Genomic DNA, 23,776 nt, shown 5'->3' on the forward strand with positions numbered 1-23,776 from the left:
TACCTCGGTTATAATTCCTCTGTCCCGCCGGTGATGATGGTTCCGGAGAGAGGCTCCCCGGATAATGCCTGCCTGAGCGCATCGGAGCTTCTCCCATTGATAACCAGAGCAGAGATCCGCTTCCTCAGAATGAACGGGATACACGCGGGATCGACAGTATCAGTGACAACCGGAGAAGAGACCTCGGAAAGCAGCCTTCCTTCTGAGATGATGCCGTCGACCGATTTGAGAAGGATCAGCGGGAGGTCGAGGCGCCATGCAACCCATGCGGCTATTGTATCCGATGTGATGTCCCATGAATGTGGAAGGGGATCCTCCCTTCGCATCAGACAGTATGGCAGAAGGACCGACGGCTCATTAACGCGCACGATCCTGTCGGTTGTCGGGATTCCATGGGATCCGATATAATGGCCATACTGCTCCATCGCAGATATCGCCATCCAATGAGCGGCATCAGCATCGGGATCAAGGTCCCGGACCGCATCTGCAAAAGCGCCGCCTCCGGGAACGATAAGAGAACCTGTCCCATGATCAGTGAGAACCTGTACCAGACCAGGGACGATATCACGCAGGCTCCCCCCAAGCTTGATGACGTATGCAGGCATCCCCATGTACAGAAATGAAACCGGGACGGTAAAAAAGGAATAGATCAGATCTCTTTCATGCACAAGAGCATCCTCCCACTCTTGATTCTGCTTCTGCTCATCCCGGCAACCGTATCTGCCGGGATCACCGTCGTCGCCTTCTGCCCGGACCCCTATCTCCCCCATGATCCGGACGAGTTCATCGTCCTCTCAGGAGAGGGATCGCTTGACGGATGGACGATAAGGGATAATCAGGCGACACTCAGTTTTCCACCCGGAACAAGGATCAATGGGGAGCTTGTCATCGCACGGCAGGCTGAAGCTTATAAACTGACGCATGGTACATACCCGGATTATGAATGGGAGGAGTCAACCCCGGCAGTCCCAAACGTCATCAGAGAAGGGCGGTTTATCCTCGCCAATGCCGCTGATGAGATCACGCTGCATTATCATGATGAACTGAGGTTTGAGATCGCCTGGCCACGTGATATCCGGTCCCGTGAAGGGCAGGTGCATCGGATCATTGACGGAGAGTGGAATCCCCGCCCCTTCATGATCGGCCAGAGCGACTTCTCTCCACTGCGTGTCGAGGGGGTCTCTGCCACCCTCTTCGTCTCCCCCGACTCTGCATACGAGGTTATTGAAGAGGCGATCCTCTCAGCTGATCATACGATCCTCATGTCAGTCTATGAGTTTACCCACCCCGGAATAGCAGATCTCATCCGGGATGCCCACACACGGGGGGTTGATGTACGGATCCTCCTTGAGGGAGGTCCCGTCGGAGGGGTATCACCCGAACAGACAAATCTCCTCTCAGGGCTGAACCGGACAGGCATTCCGGTCGATATGATGGGATCTCCCGGAGGAGAACGGGCCAGGTACCGGTTCCTGCATGCCAAATACCTTATCATCGATGGAGAGTCCGTCATCATCACAAGTGAGAACTTCAAGGAGAGTGGAATTCCGTTTTCAGGATTTGAAGGAAACAGGGGGTGGGGAGTATGGATCCATGACCGCCGGTTTGCCGATTACTTCTCCATGGTCTATGCAGAAGATGCTGTGGGAAGGGATATCACCCCGATCATGCCGCTGTCCATAACCCAGGAGCCGCAGAGAATCAGCGCCACCGCCTGGAGATCACGGTACGCACCGATCCAAATCCATGATGCAACGGTTATGCCGGTCATCTCGCCCGACACCTCCCGGCTTGTACCCGCAATGATCGCTGAAGCAACGAGATCAGTCGAGATACAACAGGCATACATCAGAAACTGGACAAGGAACGATCCGAATCCATGGCTGGATGAGGCGGTCGCTGCCGCTCACCGGGGGGCGCATGTCCGGATTCTCCTTGACGCAACATGGTATAATATCGCTGGTGATAATGACAACGACGAGATGGTTGCGTTCATCAACGCCTATGCGCAACAAGCCGGTATTCCCCTTGAGGCACGACTCTTCGATGCACGCCGTCCAGGAATCACCAAGATCCATAACAAGGGGGTTATCGTTGATGGCCGGGCGGTTCTGGTCTCCAGCATCAACTGGAATGAGAACTCCCCGATGAATAACCGGGAAGCCGGGGTGATCATCGAACACCCGGACGCCGCTGCCTACTACCTCAGGGTCTTTAATGAGGACTGGAGGAGTGGATACCAAAGCCGGGATTCTCCGGTCAGTGAGAGAGACTGGACAAAGCCGGCTATCGCGACCGCGATGCTGATCTTCTTTGCAGGGATCATCATCGGGAGGAGATACCTCAGATAAAAAAAGGAAGTTACCGACGCTCTTTCTTGGCGCACCGGCAGATATCACAGATGGTGATGCTGCCGGAGCCATCATTCATGATGGTAAAGGCCCATCGATCAAGCATCTCTGCCATATCATCGGAGAGCTCTATATCTCCTGACCCGCGCTTTCTGCTCAGGTACTGTGATATGGCGGCACGTGAGATCCCAAGACGGCGGGAGACCTCGCTCTGCCTCACACCCTGCCTCTGAACCAGACGGCATACCAGCTCTGCCCGCATACGGGGGAGATAGTTCCGTGCCAGCTCGTCACAGAGCATGATGTCGCAGAGCGGCCTCTTCATGCAGTTGCCCTCTGTGGTTCACTCACCCTGCATTCATAGATGATCTGCCGTGCATCCCTGAAGTTAAACTTCTCAAGGATCAGACCCTGATCCTTAAGGCGCTTCAGGGCATACCGCACCGTTCGGGGTGCGAGGCAGCTCTCTTTAACAATATCCTTATGTGTCATCGAACCACCCTGCTCAAGCAGATGGAGAACCTTCTGCGAGGAGGGGGGTAACAACTCGGGATGCATAGAGATATGTTAACGCTGTTAACATAAGAACCTATCGCTTGATAAGAGGTCAGAGTTAAATGGATCTTTATGGTATACCGGCCTGAAAGAAAAGCCCTCACCCTCCTTGTAGGATCCCTTCTTATCATCCTCCTCATCCATGCAGGAATCACAATGGCAGGGCCGGGAGCATTCACAAAGCCCTTCGAACCGGATCTCCCTGATGGATCAAGGGTCTCACTTGAGGGATCGGTGGAGGATATCCGACAGACCCGGACAGGCGGGCATTGGAGTGCTGTCGTCTCCGGAACCCGGATATTTATTCCACGGGGAACCGGCGATCCCGGACTCAGGATAGGTGATCAGGTCTCTATCTATGGAATCCTTACAACGTACGACGGGGAGAGGGAGATCACGATACAGAGTGCAGGAGATATTATCAGGCACTGACCCATTATCGGGGCCTGGATTCAAAGATATCAGACCGGCTCTCCTCATCGAAACGGACTTTCCCAAATTCCTTCTTCCGGGTTGAATCCTTGATCTCGATCTTCGCATCCTTCTTCGTCTTCTTCCCCTCAACCCCAAAACCAGGAGAAGAGTCGCCATTATTGATTGTGATACGGGACATCAACGGGGTATTAGCCCCCTCCCAATATAAGAGTGTTGGAGAGGTTATGGGTTCAGAGCCCATCCCGGGGGATCAGCTGTGAATCCGACAGCCCACATGACGACCGTGAAGAGGAAGATCGTCCAGAAGAAGACACCAATCAGGTTTAATGCCCATCCGGATCGGACGAGTGTTTTGATATCGATATACCCGGTACCGAACGCAACCGCATTTGGCGGGGTTGCCACAGGGAGCATGAATGCAAGAGATGCACAGACCGCAGCTGTCATCATCAGAACGTAGGGGTGCAGGCCCATCGAGACGGAGGTGACTGCCATGATCGGCATCATCACCGAGGCGATGGCGGTGTTTGATGAAACCTCGGTAAGGAGCGAGACGACGAGCGCAATGATCAGGGCAACCACAGCGATCGGGAGGAGATAGAGCATCGAGAATGAATCAACGATAAGCCCTGCAAGTCCGCTCTTAATGAATGCAGCCGAGAGGCAGAGACCACCACCAAAGAGGATCAGAATACCCCATGGAATCTTCTCTGCCCATTCCCAGTTCATCGTGAAGATCCCCTCTTTCCAGTTCACGGGGAGAACAAAGAGAAGTACTGCGGCAAATATTGCAATCCCGGTATCAGAGATACCAGGGAAGATGAGATCCAGACCCGGAACCGTCACTCCACCAATATCCTTCGTCTTGGCAAAGATCCACGAGAATGCAGCAAGAAGGAAGACGAAAAGTGTCCACTGCTCTCCTCTGCTCATGGGGCCAAGCTCTTCCATCTCCTGTTTAATGACATCCTTTGCCTGGGAGAGTTTTCTTGGGAGATGACGGTATGGCACCTTAATCAGCCAGAGCCAGACGATGGGGATGAGCATTGTCGCAAGAGGAATACCAAACTTCATCCAGGTAAAAAAGTCGATCTCCGGAGCCTCCGGGAAGAGGATCTTCATCTGGGCTATGAAAATACCATTCGGAGGCGATCCGATGATCGTTCCGATACCACCAATATTGGCGGCATAGGCAACAGCAATGACCAGGCATCCTGCAAAGTCACGCTGCTCCTCATTCATCTCATTGAGTTTGGTATTAATTCCTGGCATCACCGTTGCAATGATTGCTATGGCGATTGGAATCATCATCATCGCTGTGGCAGTATTTGAGATCCACATCGAGAGGAATGCGGTTGCAACCATGAAACCAAGAATGAGCCGTCGGGGACTGGTTCCAACGATATTGATAATATGAAGGGCAATTCGCCGATGAAGCCCCCAGCGCTGCATCGACATTGCGATGATAAAACCACCCATAAAGAGGAAGATGACGGGGTCCGCATACGGAGTCGTCGCCTCTCTCACCGTGAGAACCCCAAGGAAGGGGAAGAGGACAATGGGAAGAAGTGCAGTCACCTCAAGAGGGATCGCTTCAGTCACCCAGAATATCGCCATCAGGACTGTCACAGCAAGGACATACCGTGCCTCAGTGGGGATGACCGCCGGATCTATCGGCACCAGCAGGAGCGTAAAAAACGCCAGTAAGCCGATTGCTTTCCCGATCTCTTTCTTCATTCCTTCACTGTATTGAAGTCAGAGGATATTAGCATTCCTTTTTGTATTATCATCATTGCGGAGGGGCGAAGGATCGGGTCATCATCAAAGAAATGCAGTTTGTTTTGGAGTGAATATATCTCATTAATTCTCCTTTCCAAGCTTTTCAAGGGCTTTTTGCACCGAACGTCTGACCCGCTCACTCTCATCGTCCACTGCAGAGCGAAGAGCCTCTTCTGCCCTCTCCCCTCCGATCTCTCCAAGAGCCCATGCAGCCTTCTCCCGGACAAGCCGCTCAGGATCTGTTATCAGAATATGGGCAAGTCTCTCCACGGCCTCTGGATCACCAATGCCACCCAGCCCCTCGGCTGCACCGATCCTCTTCCATTTATCGTCATCGTCGAGCATCGAAATCAGGTGGGGAACCGCCTCGGGATCTCCAAGCCTGCCAAGAGATTTTGCAGCGATCCAGCTGACATCAACATGGGGATCCGAGAGAGCTTCGATGAGAGGCCCGACTGCCCTCAGATCACCCTCCCCACCAAGAGCCTCCGCGGCCCGCCACCGGAAGGTCAGCGTCCCTTCACGAAGAAGTGTTATCAGATGAAAGAAGAGCTCATCCTTCTTTGCCACACCATTTACAAGTTCCGCCATCAGTCACACCTACGCCGCATACGATATTGGGTAACATAAATGTGCTGATCGCGATCCTCTTATGCCCCGACCTCCCATGGTACTTATATGGAGACCGAGAGAGGTGAAGAGTGCCGTACCTTTGCGGTAGCGCCTGGCGAGAAGATCGATATCCTCGAACTTGAAGAGCTTGGTCGGCGATATGATATTGCGATCTACCTGTACTTCGAGGAAGAACTTGCCAGAAAGGTATCAATCTCCGACGATCTTGCCATGTATAAAGAGGTTCCTGAATATGAACGCCCTTTTATCCGGCTTGACTCTTTTATATCCTTTGCAGGAAGCCAGGATCCAGGGTTCCGGGATAAGCTCTCTGAACTTCCGCTGATCCTTGAGGTCATCGCCTGCGGAGAGGCAGTCATCGAGGGAGAAGAGCGCCGGTATATTACCACACTGATGCCATTTCTTGACGAGATGGAAGCCCTTGAGATCTGAGATCTCAACCGGTGCTCCCGTCATAATGCCGCCCTGCGAGGGCGGCAGCATATATCACGGCTCCCAGAAGGATGATCATCGCTCCTGAAGGAAGATCAAGGGTATATGAAAGGGTAATTCCTGCAAGAACCGTGACAACCCCGATTAATATGGCGGTCACCATCATCGTCGGCAGCGTCCGGGAAAACAGCCGTGCGGTTGCAGCAGGGAGTGTCAGAAGAGCGATGACGAGGATGATCCCGACGACCGATATAAGAAGGACGACGGTGACTGCGATCAGAAGAAAGAGAAGAAGCGTCAGCCCACTGACCGGCAGCCCCATGATTTTTGCATACTCCTCATCAAAAGTGACCGCTGCCAGCTGATTAAAGAAGACCGATACAACCGTCAGGATCAGCAGAAGAAGCAGCCCCATCATCATGATATCCTGACGGGGAACAAGCAGAATATTTCCAAAGAGATAACTGAAGAGATCCGGCGCATATCCGGGTGTGAGTGCAATAAAGATGACGCCGGCTGCCATACCGGTTGCCCAGAGCGCACCAGTTATGGTATCGGTATCCTGAAGCTCATGGGTCCTGAGATACCAGATCAGAAATGCTGCACCAATTGTAAAGAGAAATGCGCCAAAGAGGGGATCGATCCCCAGGAAATAGCCAAGTCCCACCCCCCCGAAGGCTGCATGAGAGATGCCTCCACTTGTTGTGACCATCCTTCTGACGACGACGAAACTGCCGGTGATCCCACAGGCAATGGCAGCGATAACTCCGGCAATGATTGCATTCTGGAAGAAACCATACCCAAGTATCTCAAGCATCATCATGCTCCCTCAGTACCCGGTGCGGGACCCCATGGGCGATGAGATCGACAGGGCAGCCATACACCGATGTGAGCATCTCATCGGTTATCATCGCATCACCATGGGTGTAGAGATGGCGATTCAAACATGCAATCCGATTTACCTTCCCGGATATCGCCCCGATATCATGCGTAACGATGATCACCGTCATCTCGTCAAGAAGTGTATTGATAAGACTGAAGAACTGCTCTTCAGTCGGAGCATCGACATAGACGGTCGGCTCATCAAGGATCAGAAGGCGTGGCTCTCCTGCAAGTGCCCGGGCAATGATCACACGCTGCTGCTGGCCACCGGAGAGGGTCGAGAGGGGGAGATCCCCGACACCGGAGAGGCCGACCATGCCAAGCGCCTGCTCCGCTGCCTCATGATCCTTATCCCGGTATCTCCGAAGCAGGCCGGGAATATGGGAGAGACGCCCCTGCAGCACCATCTCTGTAACCGTGATCGGGTATGAGAAGTCGAAGGTATGGAACTGGGGGACATATCCGATCATCCGCCTGCCTTCACCAGGTGGATGGCCGAAGATGGATATTCGCCCCGATGAGAGGGGGAGAAGACCGAGAAGGGCTTTGAGCAGGGTTGTCTTCCCCCCGCCGTTTGGCCCGATGACTGCGGCGAAGTCATGCTCCCATACCTCCCAGGATACACCATCAAGGACGACATTCTGTCCATACCGGACGGATACATCCTCCATCAGAAGAGCCCGTGTCACCTCATCGCCTCTTCAAGAGCTTCAGCAACATGAATGAAGTTATTGAGATACTCTTCTGCAAGCGGATCGATCACGACAACCATCGCACCCGCCTCTGCTGCGATCACCTCTGCCGTCTTCTGTGAGAACTGCGGCTCGACAAAGATGATGGAGATCTCATCCTCACGGGCAATCCGGACTATCTCTGCAATATCGCGTGCAGTCGGTTCCCTCCCTCCGAGATGGACGGCGATCTGTTCCAGATCATACTCCCTCGCAAAGTATCCCCAGGCATCATGGGTGACGATGAAACGCCTGATACGGAGATCCGCCAGATCCTCCTGGATTCGGGCATCGATCCCACTGATCGCCTCATGGTACCCGTCAAGGTTCTCCCGATAGAATGCCTCACCATCAGGATCGATCAGAATGAGGGATGTGGCAATCGATTCAGCCATAACCCCCCCGTTCGCTGGAGAGAGCCAGATATGTGGATCATATCCTCCATCGCCATGACCACAGCCGCAATCATGGTGATCATCCATCAGGATCAGATCAATACCATGAGAGAGATCAACGATCCGCAGGTGGGGATTTTGCGAGGAGAGGCGTCCAACAAGCTGATCCTCAAATGGAAAGAGACCTTCCCCAACCCTGAAGAAGAGATCGGACCGGGATATTCTGCGAATCTGGCCGGGTCCCGGTTCAAAGGTATGAGGCTCGGAACCCGGAGGAACAACGACTGTCACCGAGACGCGATCCCCTCCGATCACCTCAACCATCTCTTTCATCGGAGGGATCGTGACCGCGATCTGGAGTACACCATCCGAAGAGACGGTATCATTCCGGATGCATCCCGAATAGAAGGATGCGATAAGGACGAGCAGGAGAATCAGGAGTACAGCCCTCATCATCAATCACTCCGGGGAGCAGCAGACCGCATCATGATCGATACGGCCACAGACCGACGTCGTCGGGTGACCGCATGATGCGCAGATCCGGTTTATCGCCTCACGCGAGACATAATGCTCAAATCTTTTGACTTCCGCACAGGCTTCACCAGGGGTAAAACCATAGTGCGAAAAGAGAAGGGAGAGAATTTTATGCCGCCTCTCAAGAAATTGAGCCATTTGATAGCCATCTTCAGTGAGATGGGCATCAGAATACGGCCGATGGACAAGGAGACCGGCTTCTGCAAGATCCTTGATCACCTTCGTCCCGGTTGATGGGGAGACACTAAAATACCTGGCAATATCCATCGTTGTCACACGACCTCCTGCCTCCAGAATGAACTTCAGATACTCTGCTCTTCCGGGTGTTATCTCAAATTCATCGAGAGATGACATACCCTGAACAGCATTCTTAAGATAATATAATTTTCGGTTACCGACACTTCTTTTTTTCCAGCGATGATCATCTCTTTGTAGTATGACGCCAGAGGATTCGATCAGAGGAGTCCATAATGACAGGGAGACGTATCTTTCAGAAGCCGGTCGTGGTCGTGAGCCGGTGTATCGAGTTTGATCATGTGCGGTATAATGGAGACATGATCACAAGTCATGCGGTCTCGTCGATGAAGCCACATATCACCTTCATCCCAATCTGCCCGGAAGTTGAGATCGGGCTTGGCATCCCCAGGGATACGATCAGGATCGTGCTGACTGAAGAAGGAGAACGACTGATACAGCCATCCACCGAACGGGATCTCACCGATGAGATGTCCACCTTCTGCTCATCGTTTCTTGACAGCCTGCCGACTGTGGACGGATTCATCATGAAGAATAAATCACCGACCTCCGGTATCTCGGAGGTGAAGAGATACCCATCTGCAGGGAAATCCTCACCCGTCGGAAAAGGACCGGGATTCTTCGGCAGAATGATACAGGAACGGTACACCGACCTCCCCATCGAGGATGAAGGGAGAATACGGAACCGGAGGATCCGGGAGCACTTCCTCACCCGTATCTTCTGCCTTGCCGATCTCCGTGCCGCAGAAGAGAAGGGAACGATGGAGGCGATCATCAGGTTCCATACGCAGAATAAGCTCCTCTTCATGGCATACAGCCAGCCGATGCTTGGAAAGCTTGGAGCCATCGTGGGAAACCGGGAGCGGCAGCCGGCTGCTGATATTTTTAGTCAGTACAGACCGATACTCCTTTCAGGAATGCGAAGGGCTCCACGCTTTACCTCTGAAATAAATGTCGCCCTCCATTCTTTCGGACATCTGAAGAAGACCATCTCCCGGGACGAGAAGGCGTTCTTCCTTGATGAACTTGAGGCATACCGACAGGGAAGAACGCCGCTATCAGCACTGAAGACCCTGCTCCGGGCATGGATTCTCAGGAGCAGCACCCCGGAGCTGGCAGAGCAGACATGGTTTGCACCCTACCCGGATCCATTGATGATCCTCGATCCTGAGGATACCGAACGAGGGCGTGATATGGAGATCACCTGATCAGGTCACCCAGCAGGTAATGATGCCGGTGGCCGGTGATCCGCACCCGTTGGGCACTCCCAATCTCCAGAGGTTCGCTGATGATGATCGGTCGGTAGGCACGGTCCCGGGTGGTGACAGTTCCCTCTTTGACAACCTCGGTCACCACCACATCCATCTCCTCACCGATGAAGGATGTATAGATCTCATCAAAGATCCCGCGTGCAACTGCCGTCGCCTGCCGTGATCGATCCTTCTTGAACCGGTCCGGCATATCATACCATGATGCGGCAGGGGTGCCCGGCCGGGCAGAGTACCGGGTGATATTGATCTTCTCCGGCCGGATCGCTCTCAGGAGATTGATCGTCTCAGAAAACTCCTCCCCGGTCTCACCGGGGAACCCGCAGATGATATCGGTTGAGATCCGGGCATACGGAAATTCCTCTCGTATCATCTCTACAATCCGGATGACATCATCCCGGGTGTACCGCCGGCCCATCCTCCGGAGCACAGTATCGGACCCGGACTGTATGGGGATATGAAAGAATGAGAAGATACGATCATCCCGGCATGCACGGAGAACCTTGCCAAGGACAGGATTGAGGGTATCAGGGTTCATCATCCCCATCCTGATCGCAAATGTTCCTGGCACCGCAGAGAGTGCAGAGATGAGATCGCCAAGATCCGATCCGAGATCCATGCCCCAGGCAGATACATCCTGTGCCGTCAGCTGGATCTCCACTGCACCCCTCGCAACCCGTCCCTTCAGCTGCCTGACCACCTCCTCCACCGGATAACTCAGAAGAGGGCCACGTGCCTTTTTTGTGATACAGTATGTACAGTGGCCGGTGCATCCCCGGGCGATCTGGATCACCGCCACCCGCCCGTCAGGCTGAGTTCCGGCAGACTGAAAGTGATGATGAATCGTATCCGGATCGATCACGACACCGCCACAACCGGGATCGATCTTCGGGAGGCAGCCGGTGACATAGACCTCCCGGCCTCCGAGGTGGGAGAGGCGCTGCCGCATCTCCCGTTCGGTCTTCTCAACAACGATACAGGTATTGAGAACGATTGTGTCTGCTTCGTCTGACGATCTGACGATCTCACATCCCTGCCCCCTCAGGATGACCGCTATCTTCTCGGAGTCGCCGGCATTGTATGTACACCCGTAGGTCTCGATGTACACCCGTTTCCTCTCTATCTGACTGATTGGATCCTGTGAAGCCATCGCTGATATCCTAAATGTTTGGGGGTGCAGAAAGAAGAAACCACGCATCAGAGCAGATTCGTGAGAAGGTGGTATCATCCACCACCCAAAGGAAGAGAGAAGATATATGAAATCCTGAGATCCCAAAAAGATGAATGAATGATAGTGACGAAGCCAGGCGAATCGCGTTGATCCGAAGCTATGCCAATTCCCTCAGCGTTGATCGAGAGCATGATGAGCAGGTGATGAAGAATGCACTCCTCCTCTTCGACGGGCTTGCCCCACTCCATGCTCTCGGTGATGATGCACGGTTTCTCCTGACAGCAGCCGCACTCCTCCATGATATCGGCTGGAGCCAGGGGCCAGAGGCGCACCATAAGAGCAGCCAGCGACTGATCAAAGAGGACCGAACCCTCCCCCTGGATAACAAGGAGAGGGTGATCATCGCCCTTCTTGCACGGTATCACAGAAAAGCGCTCCCTTCATTGAAGCACCGTGAGTATGCCGGGCTGGATGACGAGGAGAGGGCCCTTGTCAGGGTGCTCTCCTCCATACTCAGGATTGCAGACGGCCTTGATCGGACACACCAGTCCCTTGTCAGGGATATTGACGTCACCATCGTCGATACAGGAGTGACGATCACCTGTTCATCAGAACAGGAGGGAGATGCCGAACGATATTATGGGATCCAGAAAGCAGATCTCTTCACCAGAACCTTCGGCAGGGAGGTCGCCATCGAATGGAGAGTACAGGATTAACGCGAGAGACGCCCGGCAAGCCGCTCAAGCCATGACTTCCGGAGCTCGCGTTCACGGAGATCCTCTTCCAGCTCCCGGATCTGTGACCAGAGGGTTCGAAGCTCTGCTCGTGATGCCAGAACCTCCTCCCTCAGGAGAGAGATCTCGCGGATGATCTTCTCATTGTCGGCCTTCATTCCACCCCGGATACCACCCACCATCTGATCGATACGGCCGACTGCGTCACCGGTCCGACGAAGAGAGATGAGGACCTCATCACCAAGCTCCGGGGCAGGTGGCGGCGGAGGGACCGATACAGGTTTTTCTGCATCATCATCTGTTGATGACGCAATATCCTCAAGCGATCGCCCTCCTTTCAGAACTGATATGATAGGGCCGCGACTGAGCCCCTGTGCAGTGAGATCTGCGATCACCCGGAATTTTTTGACCGCGGACTGGTCAAAGAGCCTGACCTTGCCAATTGTTCTATACGGGAGATGGTCCCCATACTCATCGGCATACTGCCTGATGAGATCCTCGGGAAGGGAGAGGAGGGCTGCTATCTCTGCTATTCGGACTGTATCTTCTTTCATCACGGAATCACTCTGCTCATGATACTAGGAAAGTCTACTACATAACCCTCGTTATCTGTCTGCTCGATAATGGCCGGGGTTCCCCAACGGGAAAGGACTTATGGCAGCCAGATGACATGTACTTCATATCAGAATGACCCCGCCAGGTGCACCCCCAGAAAACCCGGAGGACCGGAAATTCAGAGGTATCCTCATCAAGCAGGAGGCATTCACCGCAGACCTGACAGGGGAGAAGATCATCCTCTCACCCGAATCGGGGGCAGGAGCGCGGCGTGAGTTCCATCGGTCAAACATCTTTGATGCTGTTGCTGAGACGAATCCGGATGGGCTCCCCTCAATCGCCCTTGCGATCAACGCAGGTGGCGTGGTCCGCCGCATGATCCTTGCATTCCCTGAATGGGCAGGGGGAACGGCTTCCCGTGACCGTTTCAGGGAGAGGGTGCACCAGATGAAACAGGGCGGGCCTCCATCCCCACCATTGGGCGGATCAACAATCAGGATCAAAGGATCCGAGTACAGGCTGGAGATCCTCGAAGACGGGATCACCATCACACCTGCATCAGGTGGGGGCGCTCCACGATCCTATCAGCGCTCAGCAATAGAAGGATACCAAAGAGAAGAGGGAGAGATCCCATCACTTATCCTTAGGATACATGCAGGTGGTGCAGTCAGGGAGATGATCCTCGCTTTCCCGGAAGGGGGTGCGACACGGGATCAGGCAGAAACAGTAATCGCGAAATTTTTTACGGGATCAAGGGTTGAGGAGAAGAGAGAGTTTATTTTTATCGACTCGATCCCCGGGGCCCTCATCAAAGGGCAGCCCTTTACGATATGGATCGCCGATGCAGGTGTCAGGATAACACCGGAGTCGGGTGATGGGACCGGGAGGGAGTTTCTGAGATCGGATCTCTTCGATGTCGTCTCCGAGTTCACTCCTGATGGAGAGTATGCCGCTGTACTAGCCATTATGACCGGAACCGGTGTCCGCCGGATGAAGATCATCTTCCCGGACGGAATGACCAGCCGGGATCGGGCAGTCAGGTACCTCAAAGATATCATCAATGGAGTACTCCGGAAAGCCCCACACGGTGAGACAAAGCAAGAGAAGAGAGCCACCGCAAGGGAATATCCAATCTGCCAGCGATCCGGATTGATGAGCCCGGAGGGGAGACGGGGGATTCTGCTCACCTCGCAGAGGCTGATCATCTATGAGGGAGATGAGCAGAATGTTGAAATCATCAGAGAGCACCCGCGCCGTTCTATCCTTGACGCATCACCCTGTATAGACACCTCTGGTGAGCCGTCAATCCTCATCTCCTACATGGACAAGGATAAGGAGATTGGTCAGCATCATCTTACATTTCCAGAGGAAGAAGAACGGAATGCATGGATTACCCTTCTGACCTCCGACGAGACGCCACCCCCCCTCATCGAGGAGGAGGATCAGGAGACCATCCCCCATGAGGAGGAGGAGACGAGACATGAAGAGGAGGCTGAGGAGGAGGAGGACGAAGATTCACCGCCCGAGGATGAAGGGGAGCCCCCGACATGCCTGCGCTGTCCGGTCTGCAGCACAATACTCGCACCGGAGAGTCCCTGGTGTGACATCTGTGGCATCAGGGTCTCACCGGAGAGAGACTGGAGGGGGAAGGTGGATGAGACGGCCTGCATCGATTTTCCATCACCCCCCCGGGAGTATGGGAGGTTTCTCACATTTCTCATCGCACCCTCCGGGGCTGAGCGATTCCGTGATGATCCCCTCCATAAGCCGCTCCTCGTCTTCATTTCAGCAGTCCTTCTCTGCACATTCAGCAACTATCTGGCCATTACGGCAGTATACCGGTATCATGGTATCGATCCCTCCCTCTACCCTGTATTGACAGAGCTGACGACAGATCCCGGAGCCGCAGCATTTTTTACTCTGAGTGTCCTTCTGATCGCCTCTCTTCTGGTTCTTGTGACAAGCATTATGGCACATCTGATCACCGGCAGGATTGATGGAGGATTTGGGATTACAATCAGGATCACCCTTTATTCGATCCTTCCGTTCGGAGTGGCAGGCCTCATCCCGGGTATCGGGATCCTTCTTGCTGCATGCTGGTCGATCATCATCATCTCAATCGCACTCAGGAGCATCTTCGATTTTTCAGCCCCGGCATCCCTCTTCCCGCCAGCCCTCTCCTATTCGGTATTGCTCACCCTGATTGTTCTTCTGCCGGGAGGTCTCCTCTGATGAGATCGTTTCTTCTCATTCTTCTCATCCTCCCATTCATCTGCGCAGTCGGATCAGCGGCCTTTCCCACCATCACCAGTGACACTACAACAGGGGTGGCACCGGCGACCATCACCTTTACAGGATCGGTGATCGGTAATGAAGAGAGCCCTGCCGACTGGTCATGGAAGTTCACCCGGTCCGGCGACCCATCAAGCAGGGAGCCTCTCGTGGCAAGCGGCAACCCGGTCACCATCACCTTTGACCGTGCCGGCACCTGGCATGCAACCCTTCAGGTGAGTGTGGATGGAAGGCATCCCGTGAGCAACCCGTATAATGTTATGATCCATGAGAGAGATGCCGTACCCGAACCGGCATTCACCGCAAGCACAAGAACCGGGACAGCACCGCTCACCGTCACCTTCACCGACAGATCAACGAACACCCCGACGAGCTGGTTCTGGGGATTTGGTGACGGGGCGACAGGATCCGGACAGACGGTGACCCATACCTATACAGAACCCGGAACGTATGCCATCTCCCAGAGGATACGCAATGATGCCGGGAGCTTCTCAAAGACCTGGCAGAACTACATAACCGTCACGACACCCCCGGTTGCCGGTTTCACCATCAATAGAACCGGGGGTGAGCCACCGTTTCCCGTCGCCTTCACCGACAGATCAACCGGCGGGATCATCAGCCGGGAGTGGGACTTTGGCGACGGAACAGTATCTGATCAGGTCAATCCTGTGCATACCTATACCCGGCAGGGGGTCTACACAGTCTCCCTCACCGTTGTGAACAAGAATGGAACCGCAACGCTGAGCAGAAATAACCTTATTATCGTCAAGAGACAGGCGATAACCGACTTCACTGCGAATGTGACCACCGGAGGGGTACCGCTCACGGTACAGTTTACGGATCTCACAAACGGCAGCCCAAACCAGTGGAGATGGGACTTTGGAGACGGTTCGACCTCATTTTTGCAGCATCCGGAGCATACGTACCGGTATCCCGGCACATTTGCGGTCTCTCTCGCAAGCTCCGGCAGACAGGGGAGTGGAACACTGCGGAGGACCGGGTATATAACTGTTCATCCACCTCCGCAAACGGCGTTTGATGCCGATATCACCTTTGGCTCCGCACCTCTCTCCGTTCAGTTCTCTGATCGTTCGACAGGGGGGCCAGCGGAGTGGATCTGGGACTTCGGGGATGGAACGACCAGCACCATACGCCATCCATCCCACACCTACAGAGAGGAAGGGATCTACCCTGTGTCACTCTCGATCAGAAATGAATACGGAACTGATCAGAGATCCAGACCAGAATATATTACCGTGATCCATCCGGCCCCTGAACCTGCCATAATGGCAACAGAAGTATCTGAGCCGGTCATGGATGAGAACCGGACAGATGTACCGAAGAATATATCCCTGGAAATCCCAATCAAACATCCCGGTGCGGCAATCACCGAGTACATCAGACTGATAAAGGATATATTGAGCAGATAGCCGGAGAGAAAGCCACCCTCTCCGAAAAGCAGGATATCCGATCAGGGATTCTTCGAATGGCTTCTATTAAGACCGGAAAGTTCACAGGATGCCCCGCATTCAACACCATTAACCACCCGGTATGCATCTGCAAGGACGGCGGCATTGGCGAGGAGGCCTGCAATGAGAACCGTCTCAAGGATCTCTTCACGGGTTGCACCCTTCGCCTGCGCTGCCCGCATATGATAATCGACGCAGTGGCTGCATTTCAGGGCGGCCCCGACAGCCATGCTGATCAGCTCGACCACCTTGGGCTCAAGCCTGGATAACTGGGTGACCGAATCCTTATAAAGAAGATGCGAGATGAGAACTTCCGGCCTCTCTGCCATCCTCTGAAAGATTAACGGAACAGCGCCGTACTCGCTCTCAATCTCCTCAAGCCAGCTGCGGGCAGTGGAGTCCGTTCCATTCTCCTGTATTCTCTTTATAATCGTCTCGAAGTTCATTCCGGATTACACCACGATATGAGTCTCTGAAAAGGGTTTGATCCGAACCAATATGTAATCACGCATTCGTGATGGAATGATATCTGCGATATCACCTACGGTAACGCCTTCTTCCACCGGGAGTCGCCTGATGGTATCCGCATACCGGGTAAATGGAAGCTTCACACGAACCCCGGCGAGCTGCACGGTTATCGGGGTCGGGGAGAAGACCTCATCAATCTCAGGAACGCCCTCCTGGATAACATCCTGAAGCCGTGCGGGAGAGACGGAGAGTGGATCCTGCGCCAGTTCGTCACGTGAGAGATCAAGGACACGGGCAACCTCCTCCACAACGGCATCAAGCCTCCCGATATCAGCCTCGGTCCTCGTCCTGTGCATGAATCTCCCCAGATTACCGACATAGCCTGCCGCAGGCGGATCGGTGATCCGCTTCAGGGCATCAACCGGTGGTGCTCCGGTCAGGATGACCGGGACATGAACCCCGCGCCGGAGGCCGTTGAACTTCTCTTTAATGCAGGTCTCGAAGTTGCCAAGGACATAGACGGCGACATCATGCTCATTGATGACATCCCGCTCCTCATCATTCAGCTGTGAGATACGTTTTCCAAATCCCCGCGCAAGACCGACCATATTGGTCTTCGCACCGACGGTTCTGAGATACTCTGCGATATCACAGGCTGAATGGGGGAGGTGATGAATCTCAAGGCTTGGAATAACGACAGCTATCTCTGTTCCGACAAGGGGGGAGGCCGTAACCTCTCCTGCGAGCGGGCGGACAAACGATCTGAACCGTTCGATATCATCCTTTGGGATCAGAACCTGAAGGACAACCTCCTGGGCGATATCATGTTTCTGGATGATATAGCCTCCGAGATCCTCGATATAATCCATCACCTCGTCATGCCGGTAGACACCGCCCCGGAATGTAACCGGTACAAGAATCATTCTGATTCCTCCCCAATCAATGCAAACTGTTCAGAGACGATACCCTCGACGACATGTTCAGAGAGGGTGTTTTCACTTGCAACATAGAAGAACCGGCGTTTGCCATACGACTCCCTTCTGACCTTGAAGCCCTCGGGGGCGATAACCGTCAGTGCATAGATGAGATCACGGAATATGGTATCTGCCCGGTTTGTCACCTCCATGCCCTCAAAATCAGCCGGAATCTCAGTATCGCTAATGATAATGGTGAACCGGTCAGGCTGGTCAACATGATCGTAGCCAAAGAGGGTATTGAGTTTTACAAGGAGCCTGGCCAGATGGGTCTCATCCCTGACAGACAATATGGCAGAATCTCCCTGCCTCTGCACAGAACCGATATCAGAGACACGAATGGATCCTCCGGCATCCCGAATCGTCCCGACAGCGACGAATATCGGGATTCTCGGATCAATGAAGATCCTGAGTTTTGAGACGACCGAGGTGAGATTGTGATCCTGGAGGACGGTTGAGGTTATCTGTTTATAGATATCCCGTCCTGCTTCCTCAAAACATTCCACCTCGTAGCGATCCATCGTCGTCACACGCGATCACTCCTTCTCCATATCGATGAATCCTGAGGCGAGGAGGGCAGAGCCGGTCGCTCCGATATACTGTGAATGATGCGGCACAAGGATCTCCGTCTGGAGGAGATCCCCCATTGCCTTGACAAGCCCTTCTATCAGGGATGTACCACCGACCATAATAACCGGCTCCCGGATATCAACCTCCTGCAGCTGCTGCTCAAAGACCTGTTCAGCTACAGAATAACAGGCGGCAGCGGCGACATCTTCAGGGGTGCTTCCGGATGCAAGGGCATTCACAAGGCTCTGGGTTCCAAAGACGATACAGTAGCTGTTCATCGGGACGCCATGGCCTATTCCCTTCATTGCGAGGGGACCAAGTTCGGTAATATCGATTCCAAGACGCTTTGCTGTCATCTCAAGGAAACGCCCGCTGGCTCCTGCACAGATACCGCCCATCGTGAACGTCCCAGGGATTCCGTCAATCACCGAGATCGCCTTGTTATCCATCCCGCCGATATCAATCACCGTTGAGGGGCCACGCTGCCGATCAGCGAGGTAGACAGCCCCTTTGGAGTTGACGGTCAGCTCCTCCTGGATGAGATCCGCCTTGAGGTGCTTTCCGATGAGGAACCTGCCATAGCCGGTCGTTCCAATCGCCTCGATATCCTTCAAGGCAAGCCCGGCCTCCTTCAGGGCGGCTTCCACGGCCTCATCTGCGGAACGGAGAACCTCGGTGGTCGGTACCCAGCCTGTTCCGATGATCTCGTTCTCCTTCATTACGATACACTTCGTCGTTGAAGAGCCGGAATCGACACCCAGTGTGATCCCGGACTGTTCTTCCCGTGCAAGAAGCGCACGCCGGCGTGCGATCGTTGTCAGCGCCTCCATCCGTGTCAGAAGGGTCCCTGATGTCGTCCGTTCCGTAAACGAGTAGGAGACGACGGGAAGTTCTGAGTTCTCATGGATATACCGGCGAAGCTCGTTCCTGACGATCGCCGCCTCGGCACACCGGAAGCAGCTCCCGATGAAGACGGCATCCGCATCGACTTTCCCGGAGACGAGGGCATCAGCCCGGGCAATCGCCAGTTTCAGATCCGGGCTCTTCACATTGAGGCCGAAGGTTGCCTCGGTCTTCTTCAGATCAGCAAGCGAGATATCCGGATAGAAGAGCTGGGCGTCAACCGATGCCGCAGCCTCTGCGATCTCGTTCTGGACACCGGAGTACTCGGCCCCGCAGGTGAGCTGTGCAATTCTGACCGGCCGGCTCATTCTTCATCGCCCCCGAGCTCCTTGAGGAATGATTTAATGGATGCAACGAAAGCCACACCCTCATCCTGCGTCTTTGGATAGACGAGATCAAGGACAGGTATCCCTTTCTGTTTCAGCCGGAAGATGAGAAGTTCGTTTGTTCTGGCACACCCCATACACCCAAAGGCAAACTCAGCATCGTTGACGATGATCGCCGCCTCGGCAGCGTCCAGGAGCGGACCATAGACGGACATCCTCCCGCGAACCCCGGACGGCACCTCGACTGCGGCCCACCGGAGCCCTTTCTTCGGATCTTCCGGTGTTATCTGGAGGGGAGGCGAGTCAAATCCGGGTGTCTGAATATGATCCCGGATCGAGAGTGCTGATCCGAGTGGTTCATGCCCGAACCTGGCAACGAGATCAGACAGCATCAGGCTTGTTGCAGGATAAATGAAGACTTTTGCCATATTCAGGCCTCCTCTGTCTCTATAATCGTCGAGAGGTCATCTATATCGAGGGGGGTTGCCCGCCTGATCGGTACGGCTGCTTTCAGCAGATCATTATCATTCATAGTATCAATCTCTCGTAATCCGTGTGATATGAACCGTGCAAGGCCGATCTCATACTCATGCCCGAGGTATCCAGGCCTGGCACCACCAAGATTTGCCCGGCACCGCCGTTGATCCCCGGGGGGAAACCCCCGATCCTTGATGAAGATATGATAGGGATCAAGCTTCCTCAGTGCATCGATAATCCGTGACACCTCATCCGGGGATCCGGTCACCTGAATACCAAAGCAGGTCTCCTTGATCATCACACCCATTGCAACCTCATATGCGGCGATAGCCAGGTCCTGCGGTGTAGTATGTGGCGAATCGACAAAGACGTACTTCGTCACGCTCCCGACATACTCTGGTGTATACTCATTCATCGCTTCACCTCCCTGATATAGATGATATCCCCTTCCTTGAAGTCCTTCAGTTTCCCGACATCAATGACGCTTCCAATGATATTGGTTCCCTCAAGAGGCTCACCTGTTGGTCCGAACTCATCGTCCTCCGAGGTCCGGACACCGACGAGCCCGGCACCACGCCGTGAGGCGTTCGTCATCGCCAGTGAGTTTGCCGGGATGGTATCGACCGGGGTATTCTCCGGGATGATATTAATCCGCTCGGGTATCTCGGGTTCAAAGAGCCAGACATCCTCGTATGTGAAGAAGAACGGAAGCATGCCAACCGAATAGAGTTTCAGGCCGGTGAACCTCCGGAAGATATCAACGGTCTTTGGTGCCTTCTCGTCATCGAGAAAAATATCGATGACATCGTCCTCCCTCATCGTCGTCAGCCGAACATGGCCTGCTGCAAGAACCTCCAATGTTGTTGCCGGCTCCTGATCGGTGATGACCCGATCGGATGCATCCATATCATCCATAACCTCAAATGAGATCTTCCGTTCTTCCAGCAGGGCACGGGCATCACCAATATGCATCCCTCGAAGATCAAGGCGATCAGGCTCGGTGATGACGGCGCATGTTTCGCCATCACCGATCAGGCGGATCAGTTCAATCCCATGGGTCACCTGGCCGACCAGGGTATGGTGAGCGCTCGTTGCAACATCCTCCCGGTAGATAAACATCGCACCAGAGTTTCGCCCTTTTGTCCTGACAGTGACAGCCCCTTCATGCCGTGGACGGGTCTGCTCCTGGGGGACTTCAAGCCTGCCAAGATGGGCATCCATGCAGTGGGTTGATGTGGTACGATCTGCATGGTAGATACCATCTTTAAAGGAAAAGAGGAGATGCTCCGCCGAACGCGCTATCCTGGGATCAACCGACTCGTCGGTATACCCGTCTGCCCGTATCCGGATATAGGAGACGATCTCCATCCCATCCTCCAGCAGCATGGAGAGATCGGTCGTTGTGACCGAGTGGGTTGAGTCGGCCCAGCTGATCATCCGTTCTACCGCTGTTATTCTGTCGCCAGTCGTGAGCCGGTCTATCACCGCACGCCCTGCAACCACCCGGCCGATGATCCCGCCGTCAGATGAGGCTCCGTGATCAGCCTGATGATCCTTGCGCGAGAGGATCAGGTAGGAGCGTTTTGGATCATACCCACCACAACCGATGATGAGATCCCCCCGTGCATATCGTGACGGGGAGCGGGATGGGGAAAACGATGCCGGAAACGGGCCAAAAGCAGCCGCATACCGATCAGCCCAGTGTATGGTTGAGCCCGTCGCATCGTCATCCGGATCCGGTAATGTCACGCCCGCATCCGGAATCTCGACCACGAATTCTCCTGCCGACGTAACGACCCGAAAATGGCGGGTCACCTCCTGGGAGACGGTGCCTGGCCGTATCACCGCAACAGAGAGTGCAGGATCATGATCCGGAAGAATATCACTGAGGCGATCTCCTTCATTGGCAGTGAGCTGACTGCCATCCAGGGTAATGCGTAGCATACTACTCTCCCTGTATGGCGCGACTCATAATATTCTTCTCCTCCTCTGTGAGGAGATTCATAATCTCAGTCGTCGTCCCGATCCGGACGATCTTTCCACCCCGCATCAGGGCACAGCGATCACAGATATCCTGGACAAACTCCATATCATGGGAGACGACGATGAAGGTCTCCTCCATCTCCTCCCTTGAATGGAGGATCGAGTGCTTGACATCCACTTTTGTGATCGGATCCATTGTTCCTGTCGGCTCATCAAGGACGATGATCCTCGGCTCACGGATCAGCACCTGTGCCAGAGCAACCCGGTGCCGCTCACCCTCTGAGAGGGTATTTGGAAGACGGTTTAAGACAGCCTTCCCTTTCTCCTCAGAGAAGCCCGCCATCTTCAGGGTGATCATCGCCTTCCTCATTGCGAGCTGTTTTGGAAATTCAAGGCCGATTGAATCGGTGAGATTATCAAGAACGGTTCTATGCGGGAAGAGATCATACTCCTGGTGAAGAAGGCCGATATACATCTTTGCCCGGCCGCGGTACTGGTATCCGGGCCTGCCCATATCGACCCAGTCATCCCCGATCTTGATCTCAAGTTTCCCGCTTGTTGGCTCAAGTATACCAGAGATGATCCGTGAGAGGGTGGTCTTCCCCGCACCACTTGTTCCGATGATCCCAAAGATCTCCTTCTCCTGTATCTCGAAACTGACACCATCAACCGCGCGGATAACCCCACGGTCAACAGAGATATACCGTTTCTTGAGATTATCTGATTTGATCAGGGTAGTACCAAGCTCGGGCTTTGCAAAGACCTCGTTATCCTGGTGTTCTTCCATGAACTTCGCGATGACCTCTTTTGGGGTCCCGACTGCCACTATCTCACCATCAGAGAGGAGGATGGCACGATTTGAGACATCTTCGATTGCACTGGCAAAGTGGGAGGTGATGATCATCCCCATCGAAACCGAGGATGCAGCCTCTTTGAGCATCTCGTGGACAACACGTGCCATCTTTGGATCGAGGGTCGCCGTCGGCTCATCAGCAAAGAGAAGGAACGGCTCTTTTGCCAGCTGACGAGCAAGAACGACGCGCTGCTTCTCACCACCTGAGAGGTCACGGGCGATATGCATCATCCGGTGGGATAAACGGACCTCATCAAGGAGATCTGCGGCACGGGAGACGGCTTTCCCGGATGGATAGCCGACATCATCAAGGGCACGAAGAACATTTTCGATGACACGATCGTTTCCATACAGCGCAAACGTCCGCTGGAACATGATTGCGGTTCGTTTCATCAGATAGCGCCGTGCCGACTCATCATCATTCCATAAATCGATATCTGCCGGCTGAAGCACGCCACCGGAGCAGCGGGTGCATGGTGAGCCTGCGGCACTCTGGAGCTCTACCCTGCCACAGGCGTCACAGACCGATACATGATAGATGATCGTTCCACTTGTCGGGGGCTGATCAATCCCACGAATCAGATGGATCAGAACAGTCTTTCCGGCACCACTCCTTCCGATAATGCCGACGGTCTCACCTTCTTCGATTGTCAGATTGATGTTATTGAGTACCCGTGTGCCATTAAACTCCATGCAAAGGTTTTCGACAGTGATGAAAGGTTTCATAAATTGCCTCTTGAGATAGTATGTA

At 54.0% G+C, this 23,776-nt stretch carries 27 protein-coding genes; 7 read left to right on the top strand and 20 right to left on the bottom strand.

Translation table 11 applies throughout. From position 1 onward, the window contains the following. Positions 1-8: 8 nt before the first annotated feature. Positions 9-668, bottom strand: coding sequence for a uridylate kinase (locus tag J2T58_RS00725; protein ID WP_253486648.1), 660 nt, complete (start codon positions 666-668; stop codon positions 9-11). On the opposite strand from J2T58_RS00725, the gene J2T58_RS00730 reads away from it, so the two are divergent. Beyond that, entirely contained in the window at positions 663-2,351 is a 1,689-nt protein-coding gene (locus tag J2T58_RS00730) for a phospholipase D-like domain-containing protein (RefSeq protein WP_253486650.1), read from the top strand. The genes J2T58_RS00725 and J2T58_RS00730 overlap by 6 nt on opposite strands. 10 nt (positions 2,352-2,361) lie before the next feature. Here the strand turns inward: J2T58_RS00730 and J2T58_RS00735 are convergent, their stop codons facing one another. Next, complete coding sequence (locus J2T58_RS00735) at positions 2,362-2,676, bottom strand: transcriptional regulator (protein WP_253486654.1); 315 nt, start codon at positions 2,674-2,676, stop codon at positions 2,362-2,364. Beyond that, entirely contained in the window at positions 2,673-2,909 is a 237-nt protein-coding gene (locus tag J2T58_RS00740; RefSeq protein ID WP_211531199.1) for a winged helix-turn-helix transcriptional regulator, read from the bottom strand. Before J2T58_RS00740 ends, J2T58_RS00735 begins: the two co-directional genes overlap by 4 nt. Before the next feature lie 69 nt (positions 2,910-2,978). Between J2T58_RS00740 and J2T58_RS00745 the strand changes: the two genes are divergently transcribed. Then, entirely contained in the window at positions 2,979-3,338 is a 360-nt protein-coding gene (locus J2T58_RS00745) for a hypothetical protein (RefSeq protein ID WP_253486656.1), read from the top strand. Positions 3,339-3,342: 4 nt separating this feature from the next. On the opposite strand, the gene J2T58_RS00750 is transcribed toward J2T58_RS00745, so the two are convergent. The 3 genes from J2T58_RS00750 to J2T58_RS00760 form a co-directional block, all read right to left on the bottom strand. Next, positions 3,343-3,519, bottom strand: a complete 177-nt coding sequence (locus tag J2T58_RS00750; RefSeq protein ID WP_253486658.1) for a hypothetical protein — start codon at positions 3,517-3,519, stop codon at positions 3,343-3,345. 44 nt (positions 3,520-3,563) lie between these two features. Further along, positions 3,564-5,078, bottom strand: coding sequence for a DASS family sodium-coupled anion symporter (locus J2T58_RS00755; RefSeq protein ID WP_253486660.1), 1,515 nt, complete (start codon positions 5,076-5,078; stop codon positions 3,564-3,566). Between the two features lie 123 nt (positions 5,079-5,201). Then, entirely contained in the window at positions 5,202-5,711 is a 510-nt protein-coding gene (locus tag J2T58_RS00760; protein WP_253486663.1) for a HEAT repeat domain-containing protein, read from the bottom strand. 87 nt (positions 5,712-5,798) lie between these two features. On the opposite strand from J2T58_RS00760, the gene J2T58_RS00765 reads away from it, so the two are divergent. After that, a complete protein-coding gene (locus J2T58_RS00765) occupies positions 5,799-6,185 on the top strand; it encodes a hypothetical protein (RefSeq protein WP_253486666.1) in 387 nt (128 codons plus the stop codon). A 4-nt stretch (positions 6,186-6,189) separates the two neighbouring features. Here J2T58_RS00765 and J2T58_RS00770 read toward each other — a convergent pair whose 3' ends face one another. The 4 genes from J2T58_RS00770 to J2T58_RS00785 are packed head-to-tail and all read right to left on the bottom strand — an operon-like array spanning position 6,190 to position 9,081. After that, entirely contained in the window at positions 6,190-7,008 is an 819-nt protein-coding gene (locus J2T58_RS00770) for a metal ABC transporter permease (RefSeq protein WP_253486668.1), read from the bottom strand. Next, positions 6,995-7,756 carry a metal ABC transporter ATP-binding protein gene (locus J2T58_RS00775; protein WP_253486671.1) on the bottom strand — a complete coding sequence of 254 codons (762 nt, stop codon included), beginning with the start codon at positions 7,754-7,756 and terminating at the stop codon, positions 6,995-6,997. Before J2T58_RS00775 ends, J2T58_RS00770 begins: the two co-directional genes overlap by 14 nt. Continuing rightward, the gene (locus J2T58_RS00780; protein ID WP_253486673.1) at positions 7,753-8,649 is read right to left on the bottom strand and encodes a metal ABC transporter solute-binding protein, Zn/Mn family; all 897 of its coding nucleotides are present in this window, start codon (positions 8,647-8,649) and stop codon (positions 7,753-7,755) included. The genes J2T58_RS00775 and J2T58_RS00780 overlap by 4 nt, the downstream gene beginning before the upstream one ends. A 3-nt stretch (positions 8,650-8,652) precedes the next feature. Then, complete coding sequence (locus J2T58_RS00785; protein ID WP_253486675.1) at positions 8,653-9,081, bottom strand: metal-dependent transcriptional regulator; 429 nt, start codon at positions 9,079-9,081, stop codon at positions 8,653-8,655. Positions 9,082-9,197: 116 nt separating this feature from the next. On the opposite strand from J2T58_RS00785, the gene J2T58_RS00790 reads away from it, so the two are divergent. Further along, complete coding sequence (locus J2T58_RS00790) at positions 9,198-10,190, top strand: YbgA family protein (protein WP_253486677.1); 993 nt, start codon at positions 9,198-9,200, stop codon at positions 10,188-10,190. Here J2T58_RS00790 and J2T58_RS00795 read toward each other — a convergent pair. Further along, positions 10,183-11,400, bottom strand: coding sequence for a tRNA (N(6)-L-threonylcarbamoyladenosine(37)-C(2))-methylthiotransferase (locus J2T58_RS00795; RefSeq protein WP_253486679.1), 1,218 nt, complete (start codon positions 11,398-11,400; stop codon positions 10,183-10,185). The genes J2T58_RS00790 and J2T58_RS00795 overlap by 8 nt on opposite strands. 134 nt (positions 11,401-11,534) lie before the next feature. On the opposite strand from J2T58_RS00795, the gene J2T58_RS00800 reads away from it, so the two are divergent. Next, entirely contained in the window at positions 11,535-12,137 is a 603-nt protein-coding gene (locus J2T58_RS00800) for an HD domain-containing protein (RefSeq protein ID WP_253486682.1), read from the top strand. On the opposite strand, the gene J2T58_RS00805 is transcribed toward J2T58_RS00800, so the two are convergent. Next, the gene (locus J2T58_RS00805) at positions 12,134-12,709 is read right to left on the bottom strand and encodes a MerR family transcriptional regulator (RefSeq protein ID WP_253486684.1); all 576 of its coding nucleotides are present in this window, start codon (positions 12,707-12,709) and stop codon (positions 12,134-12,136) included. The genes J2T58_RS00800 and J2T58_RS00805 overlap by 4 nt on opposite strands. A 133-nt stretch (positions 12,710-12,842) precedes the next feature. Here J2T58_RS00805 and J2T58_RS00810 point away from each other — a divergent pair, with 133 nt between their 5' ends. Both J2T58_RS00810 and J2T58_RS00815 read left to right on the top strand, forming a co-directional pair. Beyond that, positions 12,843-14,942 carry a Yip1 family protein gene (locus tag J2T58_RS00810; protein ID WP_253486686.1) on the top strand — a complete coding sequence of 700 codons (2,100 nt, stop codon included), beginning with the start codon at positions 12,843-12,845 and terminating at the stop codon, positions 14,940-14,942. Next, the gene (locus tag J2T58_RS00815; RefSeq protein WP_253486687.1) at positions 14,942-16,432 is read left to right on the top strand and encodes a PKD domain-containing protein; all 1,491 of its coding nucleotides are present in this window, start codon (positions 14,942-14,944) and stop codon (positions 16,430-16,432) included. Before J2T58_RS00810 ends, J2T58_RS00815 begins: the two co-directional genes overlap by 1 nt. A gap of 41 nt (positions 16,433-16,473) precedes the next feature. On the opposite strand, the gene J2T58_RS00820 is transcribed toward J2T58_RS00815, so the two are convergent. From J2T58_RS00820 to atwA, 8 genes are read right to left on the bottom strand one after another with little or no spacing between them, the layout of a single operon-like run. After that, positions 16,474-16,917 carry a carboxymuconolactone decarboxylase family protein gene (locus tag J2T58_RS00820; protein WP_253486689.1) on the bottom strand — a complete coding sequence of 148 codons (444 nt, stop codon included), beginning with the start codon at positions 16,915-16,917 and terminating at the stop codon, positions 16,474-16,476. A gap of 6 nt (positions 16,918-16,923) precedes the next feature. Next, on the bottom strand, positions 16,924-17,862 hold the full coding sequence (locus J2T58_RS00825) for a methanogenesis marker 7 protein (RefSeq protein ID WP_253486691.1): 939 nt from the start codon (positions 17,860-17,862) through the stop codon (positions 16,924-16,926). Then, positions 17,859-18,434, bottom strand: coding sequence for a methanogenesis marker 17 protein (locus J2T58_RS00830; RefSeq protein WP_253486919.1), 576 nt, complete (start codon positions 18,432-18,434; stop codon positions 17,859-17,861). Before J2T58_RS00830 ends, J2T58_RS00825 begins: the two co-directional genes overlap by 4 nt. A gap of 15 nt (positions 18,435-18,449) precedes the next feature. Continuing rightward, positions 18,450-19,694 (bottom strand): methanogenesis marker 15 protein, encoded by a 1,245-nt coding sequence (locus J2T58_RS00835; protein WP_253486693.1) that lies wholly within the window; start codon positions 19,692-19,694, stop codon positions 18,450-18,452. Then, on the bottom strand, positions 19,691-20,140 hold the full coding sequence (locus J2T58_RS00840) for a methanogenesis marker 5 protein (protein WP_253486694.1): 450 nt from the start codon (positions 20,138-20,140) through the stop codon (positions 19,691-19,693). The genes J2T58_RS00835 and J2T58_RS00840 overlap by 4 nt, the downstream gene beginning before the upstream one ends. 2 nt (positions 20,141-20,142) lie before the next feature. After that, positions 20,143-20,604, bottom strand: coding sequence for a methanogenesis marker 6 protein (locus J2T58_RS00845; protein WP_253486695.1), 462 nt, complete (start codon positions 20,602-20,604; stop codon positions 20,143-20,145). Beyond that, positions 20,601-22,133, bottom strand: coding sequence for a methyl-coenzyme M reductase-associated protein Mmp3 (mmp3, locus tag J2T58_RS00850; protein ID WP_253486696.1), 1,533 nt, complete (start codon positions 22,131-22,133; stop codon positions 20,601-20,603). Before mmp3 ends, J2T58_RS00845 begins: the two co-directional genes overlap by 4 nt. Before the next feature lies 1 nt (position 22,134). Next, on the bottom strand, positions 22,135-23,751 hold the full coding sequence (atwA, locus tag J2T58_RS00855) for a methyl coenzyme M reductase system, component A2 (protein ID WP_253486698.1): 1,617 nt from the start codon (positions 23,749-23,751) through the stop codon (positions 22,135-22,137). Between the last annotated feature and the right edge of the window lie 25 nt (positions 23,752-23,776).

This window comes from Methanocalculus alkaliphilus, assembly GCF_024170505.1.
Lineage (GTDB): Archaea > Halobacteriota > Methanomicrobia > Methanomicrobiales > Methanocorpusculaceae > Methanocalculus > Methanocalculus alkaliphilus.

Coding starts and splice junctions, on each gene's coding strand:
- J2T58_RS00730 (WP_253486650.1), top strand. CDS start 663: ATGCACAAGAGCATCCTCCCACTCTTGATTCTGCTTCTGCTCATCCCG.
- J2T58_RS00735 (WP_253486654.1), bottom strand. CDS start 2,676: ATGAAGAGGCCGCTCTGCGACATCATGCTCTGTGACGAGCTGGCACGG.
- J2T58_RS00740 (WP_211531199.1), bottom strand. CDS start 2,909: ATGCATCCCGAGTTGTTACCCCCCTCCTCGCAGAAGGTTCTCCATCTG.
- J2T58_RS00745 (WP_253486656.1), top strand. CDS start 2,979: ATGGTATACCGGCCTGAAAGAAAAGCCCTCACCCTCCTTGTAGGATCC.
- J2T58_RS00750 (WP_253486658.1), bottom strand. CDS start 3,519: ATGTCCCGTATCACAATCAATAATGGCGACTCTTCTCCTGGTTTTGGG.
- J2T58_RS00755 (WP_253486660.1), bottom strand. CDS start 5,078: ATGAAGAAAGAGATCGGGAAAGCAATCGGCTTACTGGCGTTTTTTACG.
- J2T58_RS00760 (WP_253486663.1), bottom strand. CDS start 5,711: ATGGCGGAACTTGTAAATGGTGTGGCAAAGAAGGATGAGCTCTTCTTT.
- J2T58_RS00765 (WP_253486666.1), top strand. CDS start 5,799: ATGGAGACCGAGAGAGGTGAAGAGTGCCGTACCTTTGCGGTAGCGCCT.
- J2T58_RS00770 (WP_253486668.1), bottom strand. CDS start 7,008: ATGATGATGCTTGAGATACTTGGGTATGGTTTCTTCCAGAATGCAATC.
- J2T58_RS00780 (WP_253486673.1), bottom strand. CDS start 8,649: ATGATGAGGGCTGTACTCCTGATTCTCCTGCTCGTCCTTATCGCATCC.
- J2T58_RS00785 (WP_253486675.1), bottom strand. CDS start 9,081: ATGTCATCTCTCGATGAATTTGAGATAACACCCGGAAGAGCAGAGTAT.
- J2T58_RS00790 (WP_253486677.1), top strand. CDS start 9,198: ATGACAGGGAGACGTATCTTTCAGAAGCCGGTCGTGGTCGTGAGCCGG.
- J2T58_RS00795 (WP_253486679.1), bottom strand. CDS start 11,400: ATGGCTTCACAGGATCCAATCAGTCAGATAGAGAGGAAACGGGTGTAC.
- J2T58_RS00800 (WP_253486682.1), top strand. CDS start 11,535: ATGAATGATAGTGACGAAGCCAGGCGAATCGCGTTGATCCGAAGCTAT.
- J2T58_RS00805 (WP_253486684.1), bottom strand. CDS start 12,709: ATGAAAGAAGATACAGTCCGAATAGCAGAGATAGCAGCCCTCCTCTCC.
- J2T58_RS00810 (WP_253486686.1), top strand. CDS start 12,843: ATGACCCCGCCAGGTGCACCCCCAGAAAACCCGGAGGACCGGAAATTC.
- J2T58_RS00815 (WP_253486687.1), top strand. CDS start 14,942: ATGAGATCGTTTCTTCTCATTCTTCTCATCCTCCCATTCATCTGCGCA.
- J2T58_RS00820 (WP_253486689.1), bottom strand. CDS start 16,917: ATGAACTTCGAGACGATTATAAAGAGAATACAGGAGAATGGAACGGAC.
- J2T58_RS00825 (WP_253486691.1), bottom strand. CDS start 17,862: ATGATTCTTGTACCGGTTACATTCCGGGGCGGTGTCTACCGGCATGAC.
- J2T58_RS00830 (WP_253486919.1), bottom strand. CDS start 18,434: ATGGATCGCTACGAGGTGGAATGTTTTGAGGAAGCAGGACGGGATATC.
- J2T58_RS00835 (WP_253486693.1), bottom strand. CDS start 19,694: ATGAGCCGGCCGGTCAGAATTGCACAGCTCACCTGCGGGGCCGAGTAC.
- J2T58_RS00840 (WP_253486694.1), bottom strand. CDS start 20,140: ATGGCAAAAGTCTTCATTTATCCTGCAACAAGCCTGATGCTGTCTGAT.
- J2T58_RS00845 (WP_253486695.1), bottom strand. CDS start 20,604: ATGAATGAGTATACACCAGAGTATGTCGGGAGCGTGACGAAGTACGTC.
- mmp3 (WP_253486696.1), bottom strand. CDS start 22,133: ATGCTACGCATTACCCTGGATGGCAGTCAGCTCACTGCCAATGAAGGA.
- atwA (WP_253486698.1), bottom strand. CDS start 23,751: ATGAAACCTTTCATCACTGTCGAAAACCTTTGCATGGAGTTTAATGGC.